This is a genomic window from Rhodococcus sp. AC861, from assembly GCF_979256035.1.
Window position 1 is genome coordinate 14,291 of the sequence record NZ_CEEDMW010000005.1, and the last position, 14,331, is coordinate 28,621.

The 14,331-nt window shown below is 66.8% G+C and carries 11 protein-coding genes; 4 read left to right on the plus strand and 7 right to left on the minus strand.

What is annotated here, in order from left to right:
• Positions 1-38: 38 nt before the first annotated feature.
• The 6 genes from pheT to infC form a co-directional block, all read right to left on the minus strand.
• On the minus strand, positions 39-2,540 hold the full coding sequence (gene pheT, locus AC0IX4_RS16345) for a phenylalanine--tRNA ligase subunit beta (protein WP_471829967.1): 2,502 nt from the start codon (positions 2,538-2,540) through the stop codon (positions 39-41).
• Positions 2,541-2,597: 57 nt separating this feature from the next.
• The gene (gene pheS / locus AC0IX4_RS16350; protein WP_442970449.1) at positions 2,598-3,671 is read right to left on the minus strand and encodes a phenylalanine--tRNA ligase subunit alpha; all 1,074 of its coding nucleotides are present in this window, start codon (positions 3,669-3,671) and stop codon (positions 2,598-2,600) included.
• Between the two features lie 137 nt (positions 3,672-3,808).
• Positions 3,809-4,657: a TrmH family RNA methyltransferase gene (locus AC0IX4_RS16355; RefSeq protein ID WP_042573419.1), complete on the minus strand. Its 849-nt coding sequence runs from the start codon at positions 4,655-4,657 to the stop codon at positions 3,809-3,811.
• The gene (rplT, locus tag AC0IX4_RS16360) at positions 4,657-5,046 is read right to left on the minus strand and encodes a 50S ribosomal protein L20 (protein ID WP_042573331.1); all 390 of its coding nucleotides are present in this window, start codon (positions 5,044-5,046) and stop codon (positions 4,657-4,659) included. Before rplT ends, AC0IX4_RS16355 begins: the two co-directional genes overlap by 1 nt.
• A 49-nt stretch (positions 5,047-5,095) precedes the next feature.
• The gene (gene rpmI, locus AC0IX4_RS16365; protein WP_042573330.1) at positions 5,096-5,290 is read right to left on the minus strand and encodes a 50S ribosomal protein L35; all 195 of its coding nucleotides are present in this window, start codon (positions 5,288-5,290) and stop codon (positions 5,096-5,098) included.
• Positions 5,291-5,343: 53 nt separating this feature from the next.
• Positions 5,344-6,003 (minus strand): translation initiation factor IF-3, encoded by a 660-nt coding sequence (gene infC, locus AC0IX4_RS16370; protein WP_156148794.1) that lies wholly within the window; start codon positions 6,001-6,003, stop codon positions 5,344-5,346.
• Between the two features lie 485 nt (positions 6,004-6,488).
• Here infC and AC0IX4_RS16375 point away from each other — a divergent pair, with 485 nt between their 5' ends.
• Positions 6,489-6,851 carry a DUF1844 domain-containing protein gene (locus AC0IX4_RS16375; RefSeq protein ID WP_042573329.1) on the plus strand — a complete coding sequence of 121 codons (363 nt, stop codon included), beginning with the start codon at positions 6,489-6,491 and terminating at the stop codon, positions 6,849-6,851.
• A 7-nt stretch (positions 6,852-6,858) separates the two neighbouring features.
• On the opposite strand, the gene uvrA is transcribed toward AC0IX4_RS16375, so the two are convergent.
• Positions 6,859-9,777, minus strand: a complete 2,919-nt coding sequence (gene uvrA / locus AC0IX4_RS16380) for an excinuclease ABC subunit UvrA (RefSeq protein WP_471829968.1) — start codon at positions 9,775-9,777, stop codon at positions 6,859-6,861.
• 221 nt (positions 9,778-9,998) lie between these two features.
• Between uvrA and AC0IX4_RS16385 the strand changes: the two genes are divergently transcribed.
• The 3 genes from AC0IX4_RS16385 (at position 9,999) to AC0IX4_RS16395 (ending at position 14,281) form a co-directional block, all read left to right on the plus strand.
• On the plus strand, positions 9,999-10,688 hold the full coding sequence (locus tag AC0IX4_RS16385; protein ID WP_471829970.1) for an MBL fold metallo-hydrolase: 690 nt from the start codon (positions 9,999-10,001) through the stop codon (positions 10,686-10,688).
• Positions 10,689-10,821: 133 nt separating this feature from the next.
• Positions 10,822-11,844, plus strand: a complete 1,023-nt coding sequence (locus tag AC0IX4_RS16390; RefSeq protein WP_042573326.1) for a DoxX family protein — start codon at positions 10,822-10,824, stop codon at positions 11,842-11,844.
• 151 nt (positions 11,845-11,995) lie between these two features.
• Complete coding sequence (locus AC0IX4_RS16395; protein ID WP_471829971.1) at positions 11,996-14,281, plus strand: HelD family protein; 2,286 nt, start codon at positions 11,996-11,998, stop codon at positions 14,279-14,281.
• Positions 14,282-14,331: the final 50 nt, after the last annotated feature.

The window sequence follows — 14,331 nt, forward strand, 5'->3', positions numbered from 1 at the left end:
ATTATGCACGACGGTGCAAGCTCATTCGTCAGGCGGGTTCAGTGACGCAGTTCGGCTCCCACCGCGGCGGTCGCAGCGGTGACTGCAGCGTCGCGCGCAGCACTCGCTTCGGCCTCCGTGAGAGTACGGTCGGGCGCCCGGAAACGCAGAGCGAACGCGAGCGACTTCCTGCCCTCACCGACCTGCTCACCCGCGAACACGTCGAAGATGCGGATGTCCTCGAGCAGCGGACCGGCACCGGCGATCAACGCCTTCTCCACCGAGGCGGCCGGTACCGGGGCGTCGACCACCACGGCCACGTCCTGCAGGACAGCGGGGAACGGCGAGATCGACGGCGACGGCAACGGCTCGATCGTGGGGACCAGATCCAGATCGATCTCGACCGCGCAGGTGCGCGGCGGAAGACCCGCGCGCTCGAGGACACTCGGATGCAGTTCACCGGCCCACCCCACGACGACGTCGTCGAGAACGATCTCGGCGCACCGACCCGGGTGCCACGGAAGATGCTGTGCCGCACGGAGTTCGACCTCCACGCCCGATGCACCCGCGATGGTGCGCGCGGCAGCGAAGGCGTCCCCCGCCTCGGCCGGACGACCTGCGCCCCACGGCCCGGGTGCGGTGACCGCACCTGACAGAACGACCGCGACATGCAGGGGCTGCACGGGCAGAGACTGTTTCAACGCGGTGATCTCGTCGTCGGTCGGTCGCCGGTCGACGGCCAGGGCGTCGATGGGCCGTGTGCCCTCGCCGGGCTGCACGACCTGCGCGAGGGCGAACAGTGCGAGATCGCGCCGACCACGGGAGACGTTGCGTTGCACCGTTTCCAGAAGTCCGGGCAGCAGTGTCGTGGCGAGTTCGGGGCGATCCGCCTCGAGCGGATTGAGAACACGGGTGGTGACACGACGTGGATCGTCGGCATCGAGTCCCCACACGTCGAATACTCCGGCGGGGAGGAAGACGGGAGCGAGAACCTCGACGTGTCCCGTGTAGGCCAGTGCTCGGCCCACGGCGCGACGCCGACGCTGCGACGGGGTCAGTCCGCGGCCTGCGGGCGCCTGCGGAAGAACGGACGGGATCGACTCCAGCCCCTCGAGGCGCAGCACCTCCTCGACCAGATCAGCCGGTTGGCGCAGATCCGGACGCCATGTCGGCGGTGTGACCACCAGGACCCCGCGGCCAGATTCCGAGACGTCGACCTCCACGGTGCAACCCACCTGGGACAGGCGACGGACTGCCGTGCCGTTCGCGTACGTGACGCCGGCGACGCGATCCGGAAGATCCAGTTCCATACGGACGGGGTCCGGCGTCGAGGCGCCGCCGACGTCCGTGAGCAGCGGTTCGACGCGTCCCCCGGCGATCGACGCCAGCAGCGACGCCGCGCGGTCGAGTGCGCGGACAGGCAACGCCGAGTCGACGACGCGTTCGTATCGTCGGCTGGCCTCGCTGGGGAGTTTGTGGCGACGGGCAGTACGGAAGACCGAGAGCGGACTCCAGATCGCCGCTTCCAGCAGAATGTCCGTGGTCTCGGCACCGACCTCGGTCGACGCGCCTCCCATGACGCCGGCGAGCGAGACGACTCCGGAGTCGTCGGCGATCACGACGTCCTCGGGATCGAGCGTGCGCTCCACGTCGTCCAAGGTGCGCAGGGTCTCCCCCGCCGCGGCGCGGCGAACGACCAGTCCACCCGAGAGAGCAGCCGCGTCGAACGCGTGCAGCGGTTGGCCGAGTTCGAGCATCACGTAGTTGGTCACGTCGACAGCCGGAGAGATGGGCCGCACTCCCGACAGCAGCAGCCGCCTCTGGATGGACCACGGCGTCACTGCCGCCGGATCGATGCCGACGACGCGTCGAGCCGCGAATCGCGTCGCGCCCGAGTCGGAGTTCACCTCGACGCTCCACGCGTCACCCTCGGACGCATCTGCGGAGACGACGGGCCAGGACGCGTCGGCGGGGTCGGTGAAGTCGAGATCGAAACCGGATGCGAGTTCCCGACCGAGTCCGCGCACACTCAGCGCGTAGCCGCGGTCGGGTGTCACGTTGACGTCGAAGACGGTGTCGTCGGTACCGAGAACCGTGCGGGCATCGTCGCCCGGCCGAGCAGTTCCCTCCGGCAGCACGAGGATGCCGGAGTGGTCGGAGCCGATGCCCAACTCGGAGACCGAGCAGATCATCCCGTCGGACGTCCGTCCGTAGGTCTCCCGTGCAGCGATGGCGAACGGGCCCGGCAGAACACTGCCGGGAAGTGCGGCGACGATGAGGTCACCCTCCGCGAAGTTCCGCGCGCCGCAGACGATTCCGCGCGGCTCTGCTTCCCCCACCTCGACGAGGCAGAAGCGGATCGGCTTCTTGAACTCGGTCAGTTCCTCGATGGAACGCACACGACCGACGACGAGAGGGCCCGTGATCGGGGGCAGAGGGATGACGTCCTCGATCTCGAAGCCCACCGACACGAACCCCGCGTCGAGTTCCTCCGAGGTGACATTCCACCCGGGCGCTGCCTTCTGCACGACCTCGGTCAGCCAGGACTGGGGCACTCGCACGACTTCTCCACTCTTCTTCGCTGCTAGAACGTCTTGTGACCGACCGGAAAGGCTGGATCAGCCCTGCACACCGAACGGCAGGCTGAACCGCACATCGCCCTCGACGATGTCGCGCATATCCGGTATGTCGTTGCGGAACTGCAGCGTTCGTTCGAGACCCATCCCGAATGCGAAACCGCTGTACACCTCGGGGTCGACACCGCACGCCCGCAGGACGTTCGGATTGACCATGCCGCATCCGCCCCACTCGACCCACCCGGCGCCACCCTTCTTGCGGGGGAACCAGACGTCGACCTCCGCGGACGGTTCGGTGAACGGGAAGTAGTTGGGGCGCATGCGGGTACGCGTATCCGGACCGAACAGTGCGCGCGCGAAGGCATCCAGCGTGCCGCGAAGATTGGCCAACGTCAGCCCCTTGTCCACGGCAAGTCCCTCGACCTGGTGGAAGACAGGAGTGTGCGTGGAATCCAGTTCGTCCGTGCGGAACGTGCGGCCGGGGCACACCACGTAGATGGGGAGCTCGCGTTCGAGCATCGACCGCACCTGAACCGGCGAGGTGTGGGTGCGCAGAACCTGCCGTGAGCCTTCGGGCGCGACGTGGAACGTGTCCTGCATGGTGCGGGCAGGATGATCGGGGAGGAAGTTCAGCGCGTCGAAGTTGAAGTGCTCGGTCTCCACTTCCGGCCCCTCGGCGACCTCCCACCCCATGGCGACGAACACGTCCGCGACCTGGTCCGCGATCACGGTGATGGGATGACGCGCGCCCACCGGCCGCCGGACGGACGGCAGGGTGACATCGATCGCCTCCGCCACCAGGACCGCCGCGTCGCGCTCGGCCAGGAGAATCTCGCGCCGGGCGTCGAACGCAACCTTGACCTGGTCACGGGCGGTCTTGACCCGCTTACCGGCGTCCGACCTCTCGGTCTTCGGCAGTGATCCCAGGGCGCGCTGCGCCAAGGCCAGGGGCGCCTTGTTCCCGATGTGGTGGATCTTCGCCTCGTTCAGAGCGTCCACATCGGTCGCCTCGTCGAACGCGGTGCGAGCACGGCCGACGGCCGAATCCAGAGCGTCGTCCGTCAGCAGGACCGCATCCGCTGCCGCCTGATCCGTCGGCGCTGATCCGCCGGTCACGGACTCGCCGTCGTTGCGCTCCACGTCCACACACTCCGTTTCGTCTCGATGTCGCCCGTCCCGTTCCGGGGGACGACGCGTCGGTCGACAAGGTCGACTCGACAGGGCCGATCCTAGGTGATCGGCCCGACGGTTCATCACGCCTCGTGCGCGCCCGGACGCCGTCGATGGACGCGGGCACTGGTGTACAGACACACGGCTGCGGCCGTTGCCAGGTTCAGGCTCTCCGCTCGGCCGTGGATAGGAATCCGGATGCGGTGGTCCGCGGCAGCGGACACCTCGCGGTCCAGCCCGTGGGCCTCGTTGCCGAAGAGCCATGCTGTCGGCCCGGCCAGCACCTCGTCCGCATCGTCCAGGTCCAGTTCGCCGTCCACCGTCGTCGCGACGACCGACGCGCCCGTCGCGCGAACCGCGTCCAGAACTGCCGACACTGACCGCTCCCTCGCGACGGGGAGATGGAACACGCTTCCTGCCGAGGCGCGCACACATTTGCCGTTCAGCGGATCGACGCTGTCGCCGGCGAAGACGACAGCCCCCGCTCCCGCGGCGTCCGAGACACGGAGCACGGTGCCGGCGTTGCCGGGTTCGGCGACGTCGACGGCGACGGTGATCAACGACGGTCGGGACGCCAGAGCCTCCTCGAGGGAAACGACGATCGACGTGCACACGGCGATCAGGCCCGGTGGAGTCACCGTGTCCGACAGCGACTTCGCAGCGCGTTCGGTGATCAGCTGCGGCATGATTCCCGACGCTGCCGCCTGCTCGAGCAGTCCTCGACGCTCGTCGAACCACCTCTCGGTGGCGTACAGCTCACGGACGACACCCGTGGAGACGGCCTCGGACACGGCGTTCTCACCCTCGGCGAGGAAGAGGCCGGTCTTCTTCCGCTCGGCACCCCGCTGGAGCTTGACAGCCGAAACGACCCGCGGAGTCCGCTCGGTGAGCGGTACCGCGGGTCGTGACGGAGAGTCGTCGAAGTGCCTGATCAGGCTGCTTCTCCGGCCGGTGCGTTGACATCGGCGGGCAGTGCTGCCTTGGCGATGGCGACCAGCGCGGTGAACGCAGCAGCATCGGACACGGCGAGCTCGGCGAGGATCTTGCGGTCCACCTCGACCTCGGCGATCTTCAAGCCCTGGACGAAACGGTTGTACGTGATGTCGTTCGCACGAGCTGCAGCGTTGATACGCGTGATCCACAGCTTGCGGAAGTCACCCTTGCGCGCACGACGGTCGCGGTAGGCGTAGGTCAGCGAGTGGAGCTGCTGCTCCTTCGCCTTGGTGTACAGACGTGAGCGCTGTCCGCGATATCCGCTGGACGCCTCGAGAATCGAACGGCGCTTCTTCTGGGCGTTGACCGCCCTCTTTACGCGTGCCACTGGTAAATCCTGTCGATCTGGGGCTCACCGAGCCCGGGTGGGAAAGAAGTCAGATGCCGAGAAGTCGCTTGATGCGCGGCACATCGTTGGGGCTCACGACGGCGACACCGTCGAGGCGACGCGTGACGCGTGAGGACTTGTGCTCGAGCAGGTGGCGGCGGCCGGCCTTCTGGCGCAGGATCTTTCCGCTACCGGACACCTTGAAACGCTTGCTGGTGCCGCTGTGAGTCTTCGACTTGGGCATGAATCCTCAGTTCTGTGTTACTTCGGTCGGTGGAGCTTGCGGAACCGGAACGCTCAGGCGCCCGGCGTGGCTGGTGCAGACGGTGCCTGCGGTGCTGCCTCGGCAGCTTGTGCAGCGTCGACCGTCGACGGCGCGGAGGCCGGCGGCGGCACGGTGGCGCGAGGGGCGTTGGACGCCTCTGCTGCCTTCGCCCTGGTCTTGGCACCCTTGTGCGGCGCCAGGACCATCGTCATGTTGCGACCGTCCTGCTTGGCGGAGGTCTCGACGAAGCCGTGCTCGGCGACGTCCGCACCCAAACGCTGCAGCAGTCGGTAACCCAGTTCGGGACGCGACTGCTCGCGGCCACGGAACATGATGGTGACCTTGACCTTCGACCCGGCCTCGAGGAAGCGGACGACGTGGCCCTTCTTCGTCTCGTAGTCGTGGTCGTCGATCTTCGGGCGAAGCTTCTGCTCCTTGATGACCGTGAGCGTCTGGTTCTTGCGCGACTCACGAGCCTTCTGGGCAGCTTCGTACTTGAACTTGCCGTAGTCCATGATCTTGCAGACCGGCGGACGGGCGTCGGGTGCGACCTCGACGAGGTCGAGATCGGCTTCGACAGCCAGGCGGAGTGCATCTTCAACACGCACGATGCCAACCTGTTCACCGCCAGGTCCGACGAGCCGGACCTCGGGAACTCGGATGCGATCGTTGATGCGGGTCTCAGTGCTGATGGGGCCTCCTCGGTAGTGCGGTGACGGATGGTGGTGCTTGACCCGGCGCCGCGTGCCGTCCTCTACGCACGCGATGCTGGCGCTTGTGTCTCCGACGTCCCTCGGCACCGATTCGAAGGACGGCGGCCGCAAAGCCTCCGAACGACGAAAACCCCGCGCCACGAACGAGTCGTGAACAGCGGGGTCCGGTACCGACCGGTGCACGAATGTCGCCATTCGCGGGCCACCACGCCGTTGGGCGAGGCAACACCACTTCCCGCGCTGGGCGGGAAGGACCGGACCGCTACACGTCGAACCGTGTGGCGGTGGGAGTCGGACTCCACTTGCTGCCTCCGGGCACCGTGTCCGCCGTACGCCGTGGAGCACACGCACATGGACACACCTGAAGGCGGTCGTGGGACAACAATAACATCACGACCTCCCACACACCGAATCGGTGCGACGCGGGTCGATCGCTGTCGGAGCGCCGTGGCATCGTTTCGGACATGACCACGCACGACGATGCAGCAGAGTCCGGCCGCGAGCCCGACGTTCGAGAATTGGCCGAGGTTCCCGCGGTGGAGGTGATCAGCAGGGCGGCAGTGATGTTGATGAGCTCGGCGGCCGAGAAGCTGGGCCTGTCCGACGCCGATCCGTCCAGTAGCCCTCACCTCGACCTCGACGAAGCACGCCGCGTGATCACGGCACTGGCCGGACTCGTGACTGCATCCGTCGAATACCTGGGCCCGCACGCAGGACCGATCCGCGAGGGTCTGCAGGCTCTGCAGAAGGCGTTCCGCGAGCAGTCCGCACACCCCGATGCGCCCGGCGCCGGGCCCGGCGAGAAGTACACCGGGCCCGTCTACTGACGGAACGTCAGGACACCGCCACCGGCTTCCGCCGTCGGGCCCGCTTCGCGGGAACCGGCGGTGCGGTGGCCGCCTGCAAGGACTCCTGCAGGAACTTGCCGGTGTAGCTCTCCGCGACGGCGGCGATCTGTTCCGGTGTTCCCTCGGCGACCATCGTGCCGCCGCCCGATCCACCCTCGGGGCCCATGTCGATGACCCAGTCCGACGTCTTGATCACGTCGAGGTTGTGCTCGATGACGATGACGGTGTTGCCCTTGTCCACCAGACCGTTGATCACCAGCAGCAGTTTGCGGATGTCCTCGAAATGCAGTCCGGTGGTCGGTTCGTCGAGGATGTAGACAGTGCGGCCCATCGACCGCTTCTGTAGCTCCGCAGCCAACTTCACCCGCTGCGCTTCACCACCGGACAGCGTGGTCGCCGGTTGCCCCAATCGCACGTACCCCAGCCCTACCTCGTTCAGTGTCTTCAGGTAGCGGTGGATGGACGTGATCGGTTCGAAGAAGTCGGCGGCTTCCTCGATGGGCATGTCGAGCACCTCGGCGATGGTCTTGCCCTTGTAGTGCACCTCGAGAGTCTCCCGGTTGTAGCGCGCGCCGTTGCAGACCTCGCACGGCACGTACACGTCCGGCAGGAAGTTCATCTCGATCTTCAGGGTGCCGTCGCCGGAGCACGCTTCGCAGCGGCCACCCTTGACGTTGAAGGAGAACCGTCCCGGCTGGTAACCGCGGATCTTCGCCTCGGTCGTCGCGGCGAACAAGGTCCGGATCTTGTCGAAGACACCGGTGTACGTCGCCGCGTTGGATCGCGGTGTGCGACCGATGGGCGACTGATCGACGCGCACCAACTTGTCCAGCTGGTCCAGCCCGTTCACGCGGGTGTGACGGCCGGGGACCTGACGGGCACCGTTGAGCTTGTTGGCCATGACGGTTGCCAGGATGTCGTTGACCAGCGTCGACTTGCCCGAGCCCGAGACGCCGGTCACCGAGGTGAGCACTCCCAACGGGAAGCTGACGTCGATGTCCTGCAGGTTGTGCTCCCGGGCACCGATCACGGAGACCTTGCGCTTGGGATCGATCCGACGACGGACCTCCGGGACTTCGATGGCCGAACGACCGGACAGATACGCGCCCGTGAGGCTCTCCGGGTTGGTGAGAAGCGCCTCGTACGTCCCGCTGTGCACGACGCGACCACCGCGCTCACCGGCGAGCGGGCCGATGTCGACAACCCAGTCGGACGTCCTGATGGTGTCCTCGTCGTGCTCGACGACGATGAGCGTGTTGCCCAGATTGCGAAGCCTGGTCAGGGTGTCGATGAGACGGCGGTTGTCGCGTTGATGCAGACCGATGGACGGCTCGTCGAGCACGTACAGAACGCCGACCAGACCGCTGCCGATCTGCGTGGCCAGGCGGATGCGCTGAGCTTCTCCACCGGACAGCGTTCCTGCGGCTCTCGACAGCGTGAGGTACTCGAGTCCGACGTCGAGCAGGAACCCGAGCCGGGCCTGGATCTCCTTGAGCACCTGGCCGGCAATGGCCTCCTCACGCGGACCGAGCGTGAGCGTGTTGAGGAAGTTCGAGCACTCCGAGATCGAGAGCGCGCAGACGTCGGCGATCGACTTGTCGCCGAAGTCCCCGGCGGCGATGGTGACCGACAGGATCTCCGGACGGAGGCGAGCACCCTGGCAGACCGGGCAGTCGACCTCGCGCATGTACCCGTCGTAGCGTTCTTTCATCTGCTCGGACTCGGTCTGGTCCATCCGGCGATGCAGGAACGGCATCACGCCCTCGAACTCGGCGTAGTACGAGCGAGTGCGGCCGTACCGGTTCTTGTAGCGGACGTGTACCTGATGCTCACTGCCTTCGAGGACAGCTCGCTTGACCTTGGCGGGCAGCTTGCGCCACGGCATGTCGATGTCGAAGCCCATCGCGTCGGCGAGCCCGGACAGCAGCCGGCCGAAGTACTCGGACGTCTGACCCATCGACCACGGTGCGATCGCACCGTCGGCGAGGCTCAGATCCGGGTCCGGGACGACCAGCTCCGGGTCGACCTCCTTGCGGATTCCGAGACCGACGCACTCGGGGCAGGCGCCGTACGGAGAGTTGAACGAGAACGCACGGGGTTCGAGCTCGTCCACCGAGAGCGGATGTCCGTTGGGACAGGCGAGACGCTCCGAGAAGCGGCGCTCACGGTCGGGCGCATTCTCCTCGCGGTCGACGAAGTCCAGGACCAGGATGCCGTCGGCGAGCCGTAGAGCCGTCTCCACCGAGTCGGTGAGACGCTGCTTGGACGAGGCCTTGACCGTGAGACGGTCCACGACGACCTCGATGTCGTGCTTGTCCTGCTTCTTGAGCTTGGGCGGATCGGTGAGCTGGTGGACGGTGCCGTCCACGCGGATCCTCGAGTAGCCCTGCGTGTTCAGCTGCTCGAAGAGGTCGACGAACTCACCCTTGCGGGTACGCACGACGGGCGCGAGGACCTGGAAACGGATGCCCTCCTCCATCGCCAGCACCTGGTCGACGATCTGCTGCGGCGACTGCTTGGCGATGCGCTCGCCGCACTGCGGGCAATGGGCAGTGCCGGCACGCGCATACAACAGACGCAGATAGTCGTACACCTCGGTGATGGTTCCCACGGTCGAGCGCGGGTTGCGGTTGGTCGACTTCTGGTCGATGGACACCGCCGGGGACAGACCCTCGATGAAGTCCACATCCGGCTTGTCCATCTGGCCGAGGAACTGCCGCGCGTACGCCGACAGCGACTCGACGTAGCGCCGCTGCCCCTCCGCGAAGATGGTGTCGAACGCGAGACTCGACTTGCCCGATCCGGACAGACCGGTGAACACGATGAGACTGTCCCGAGGGAGGTCGATGTCGACGCCCTTGAGATTGTGTTCACGCGCGCCCTGCACTACCAGGCGATCCGCCACGGTTGTCCTTTCCTGGTGTCACGACCCGATCGGGTCGTGAACTCGTCTGTTCACTCTTGTCGGACGTGTTCCGGCGCCGCCGAGAACTCGTGCCCACACACGGTGCGTGTGTTCACGGAGTTCGTACAAGACGGGCTACACGACCATATGCCGCACCACCGACAGGTTCGGACCGTCGCGGCGTCCGCGCTCGACCGGTGAGGCGTGGGTAATCTCACCTCATGGACTCTGCCGCACCGACCATCTCCGACGACTACACCGGTGAGGTGACCGCCGGAACGGGGTCGCAACGTCGCACGCTGTCACACGCGAGCATCGTCAAGACCTCGGTGGGCCCGATGGACAACAACGCCTATCTCGTCGTTTGTTCCTCGACCGGCATGTCGTTGCTCATCGACGCCGCCAACGAGGCCGACACACTGCGGTCTGTCGTGACGGCCGTCGCTCCCGACGTGTCGATGATCGTCACCACCCATCAGCACTTCGACCATTGGCAGGCCCTGGCGGAGGTCGCCTCGGCTACGGCCGCGCCGTCCGCGGCTCACCCTCTCGACGCCGAACCTCTCCCCGTTCCGCCCACCCGCCTGCTCGAAGACGGCGATTCCGTCGAGGTCGGCGACGTCTCACTCGACATCATCCACCTCCGCGGGCACACACCGGGATCCATCGCCCTGGCGTTGACCGACCCAGCCGACGGCCGCGTCCATCTGTTCACCGGGGACTCACTGTTCCCCGGCGGTGTCGGAAAGACGGACGGGGACGCGAACTTCGCCTCGCTTCTCGACGACGTCGAGTCCCGGATCTTCGGCCGGTACGACGACAACACGGTCGTCTATCCCGGTCACGGCAAGGACACCACGCTCGGAGTCGAACGCCCGCACCTGCACGAATGGCGAGAGCGCGGCTGGTGACCCGTCACAACGGATGCCGGTCGGCACGTCGACCGGATTCAAGCCATGGCCGCAGGGGTATGGATACAGTTCGACCTCGGGTGCAGTGCGCCCGAGTACTTGTTCAGACCACAGCCGCAACGCAGGAGGCTCAGTGATTGTCCGCCGGATCGCCCGACCGATGCTCGCATCGATATTCATCGCAGGAGGCGTGGATGCACTGCGCAACCCCGCCGGAAGGGCCCAGGCCGCGAAGCCACTCATCGAGAAGAGCCAGGACGCTCTTCCCGACGAGGTGACGCAGAACGTTCCCACCGACCCCGAGACCCTGGTGAAGATCAACGCCGGGGTGCAGATCGGCGGAGGGCTGCTGCTCGCGACCGGTCGCGCACCGCGCCTCGCGTCGACCGTGCTCGCCGGCAGCCTCGTTCCCACGACCCTCGCGGGCCACTCGTTCTGGAACGAGACGGACCCGGCGGCCAAGGCGCTGCAGCGCACGCAGTTCATCAAGAACGTCAGCCTCCTCGGCGGCCTGCTCATCGCAGCCGTCGACACCGAGGGCAAGCCCTCCGTCGCATGGCGCGGCCGCAAGGCGGCCAAGCAGGCCAAGATCGCCGTTGCCGGCGCCCTGCCCCTGGTCTCCTCCTCGGACAGCACCGAGACACTCGCCCACGCCGGCGAGCGCGCGAAGGAACTGGCCGGCGTTGCCGCCGAGCGGGCACAGCCCCTCGTGGAGATCGCGTCGCAGCGTGGATCCGAGCTGGCGGAGGTCGCGCAGGATCGCGGCGGCAAGCTGGCCGAACTGGCCAAGGAGCGCAGCTCCAAGTGGGCCGATCTGGCGGCCGCACGCGCGTCGGAGTTCGCCGACGTCGCCCAGGATCGCGGAAGCAAGTATGCCGAGATCGCTGCGGCACGCGGTGCGGAACTGGCCGAGAAGGCCAAGAGCGACGGAAGCGACCTCGTCGACAAGTACGGCAAGAAGGCTCGTAAGCAGGCCAAGAAGTCGGGCAAGGACGCGCGGAAGCAGTTCGATGCCGCTCGTAAGGATTACAAGAAGCAGTACAAGGCCACCAGCAAGGACGCTCAGAAGCAGTTGCAGCAGTCCCTGAAGGATGCCGAGAAGCGCGCGAAGGCTGCGCGCTCACAGATCGAGGGCACGGTGCATCAGTACATCTGATCCACAGTTCGGCGCAACGGCCGGTGTACCCGAGGATTCGGGTGCACCGGCCGTTGTCGTCGGATGCCCGTAGACTTTTCTGGCGCTTCGATGCACCTTCTCGACGCGTGACAGTCCGCTTCACCCGCCCCACTCTCGCTCAGGAGAACATGTGCCGGATCAGGGCACCTCGACACACGCGCAGGACACCGACCTCGACGTGGAACAGCAGCGCGTCACACTGCTCTACGACCGCCTCGACGCTCTCCGCGACTACGCGAAGAACCGGTTGAGTGCGGTACTGCTGCAGACCGGCGGGACACCGCAGGCCCGCAGCGAACGTGAATCGTTCTCCGCCCTCTACAACGACGACATCGCGAAGTACGACGCCTCCGAGAACGGCCTCTGCTTCGGCCGTATCGACGTCGAGGACGACGCACCGCGGTACATCGGCCGCGTCGGCATCCTCGACGAGGACAACGACTACGAGTCCCTGCTCTACGACTGGCGTGCGCCGATGGCCCGCCCGTTCTATCTCGCGACACCCGCCGCTCCCGAGGGGGTCGTCCGCCGACGCCACATCAGGACTCGGAGCCGCCGCGTGACGGGCGTTGCGGACGAGTACCTCGACCTCACCACCGCGCAGCGGGCCGGCGTCGACACCGGGTCCGACGGAGTCGCCGGTGAGAGCGCGTTGCTGGCAGCGCTGAACGCTGCACGGACCGGTCAGATGAACGACATCGTCGAGACGATCCAGCGCGAGCAGGACGACATCATCCGGTCCACGCATCGGAGCGTGCTGGTGGTGCAGGGCGGACCCGGTACGGGAAAGACCGCGGTGGCGCTGCATCGAGCGGCCTACCTGCTGTACACGTATCGCCAGCAGCTGGACAAGAGCGGCGTGCTGATCATCGGCCCCAACAGCACGTTCCTCGACTACATCGGGCAGGTACTTCCCTCGCTGGGTGAGACCGGCGTCCTGCTCTCCACCATCGGTGATCTGTACCCCGGCATCGACTCGAGCCGGGAGGACACGGCTCGTGCAGCAGAGCTCAAGGGCTCGCTGACGATCGTCGATGTCCTGACCGCCGCTGTGCGCGATCGTCAGGAGCTCCCCGCGGAGCCGCTCCACGTCGACTTCGACACGTACACGCTGCGCATCGACAAGAAGATGGCGACACGGGCCCGAGGTCGCGCACGGTCGTCCCGGCGACCTCACAACCTGGCTCGCCCCATCTTCGTCTCGACCATGGTCGACCTGCTGGCCGACCAGTTCGCCGCGATTGTCGGCGGCGACGTACTCGACGGGTCCAATCTGCTCAGCCGCGACGACATCGCCGACATCCGTGACGAGATGCGTGAGAACACGGAGCTGATGGCCGCGGTGGGAGGGCTGTGGCCGGAGCTGACCGCCCAGGACGTCCTGGCCGGTCTTCTCGCATCACCCGAACGATTGAGGACGGCAGCGCCTCGACTCTCGCCCGACGATCGAGCCGCGCTCGAGCGATCGGACGACGGTCGGTTCAGCGCTGCGGACGCACCACTGCTGGACGAGCTGGCGGAATTGCTCGGTATCGACGACGCGGCGGAGCGTGAACGGGAGCAGAAGAAGTGGCGCGCCCAGATCGAGGATGCGCAGGGCGCACTGGACATCTTGACGGGCTCTGCCCCGCAGGATCTCGAGGACGAGCTCGACCCGGAGATCCTGATGGCGTACGACCTCATCGATGCGGATCGACTGGCGCAGCGACAAGGTCACGGTCGGCGCCTCACCGCGGCGGAACGTGCCGCGGGCGACCGGACGTGGACCTACGGACACGTGATCGTCGACGAGGCGCAGGAGCTCTCCGAGATGGCGTGGCGAATGGTGATGCGCCGCATACCCAATCGATGGATGACCTTGGTGGGCGACGTCGCGCAGACGGGCGATCCCGCGGGAGCGTCGTCCTGGCAGGACGTCCTGGGTCCGTACGTCGCGCAGCGATGGAAACTCTCCGAGCTGACCGTGAACTACCGCACCCCCGCCGCGATCATGGAGATCGCTCACCGTGTGCTCGCAGAGCTGGATCCGACTGCGTCCATCCCCAGATCGGTACGCGACAACGGTGAGATCCCCCGCGCTGATCACGTCCCGCAAGCAGACGTTTCCGCGGCTGTGCGACGACGGGTCGACGCGCATCCGCGACCGGGCATGTCCGCGGTGCTCGCGCCGGCGGAGCTGGTGCCGTCTCTCTCACACCTGGAATCGGAGTCGGTGCGCGTGTCGACGGTCCGAGATGCGAAAGGCCTCGAGTTCGACTCGGTGCTGCTGGTCGAACCGGCGCGCATCGTCTCGGAGTCGTCTCGCGGACTCAACGACCTGTACGTCGCGCTCACCCGCGCGACTCAGCGCCTGGACATCGTCCACAGTTCGCCGCTACCCACCGTGCTCGGGCCCATCACCCCGTTCGACCAGTGAGCCGTTCACTGTGCGACCTACTCGCACAGTGAACGGCTCCAAGGGGCTTC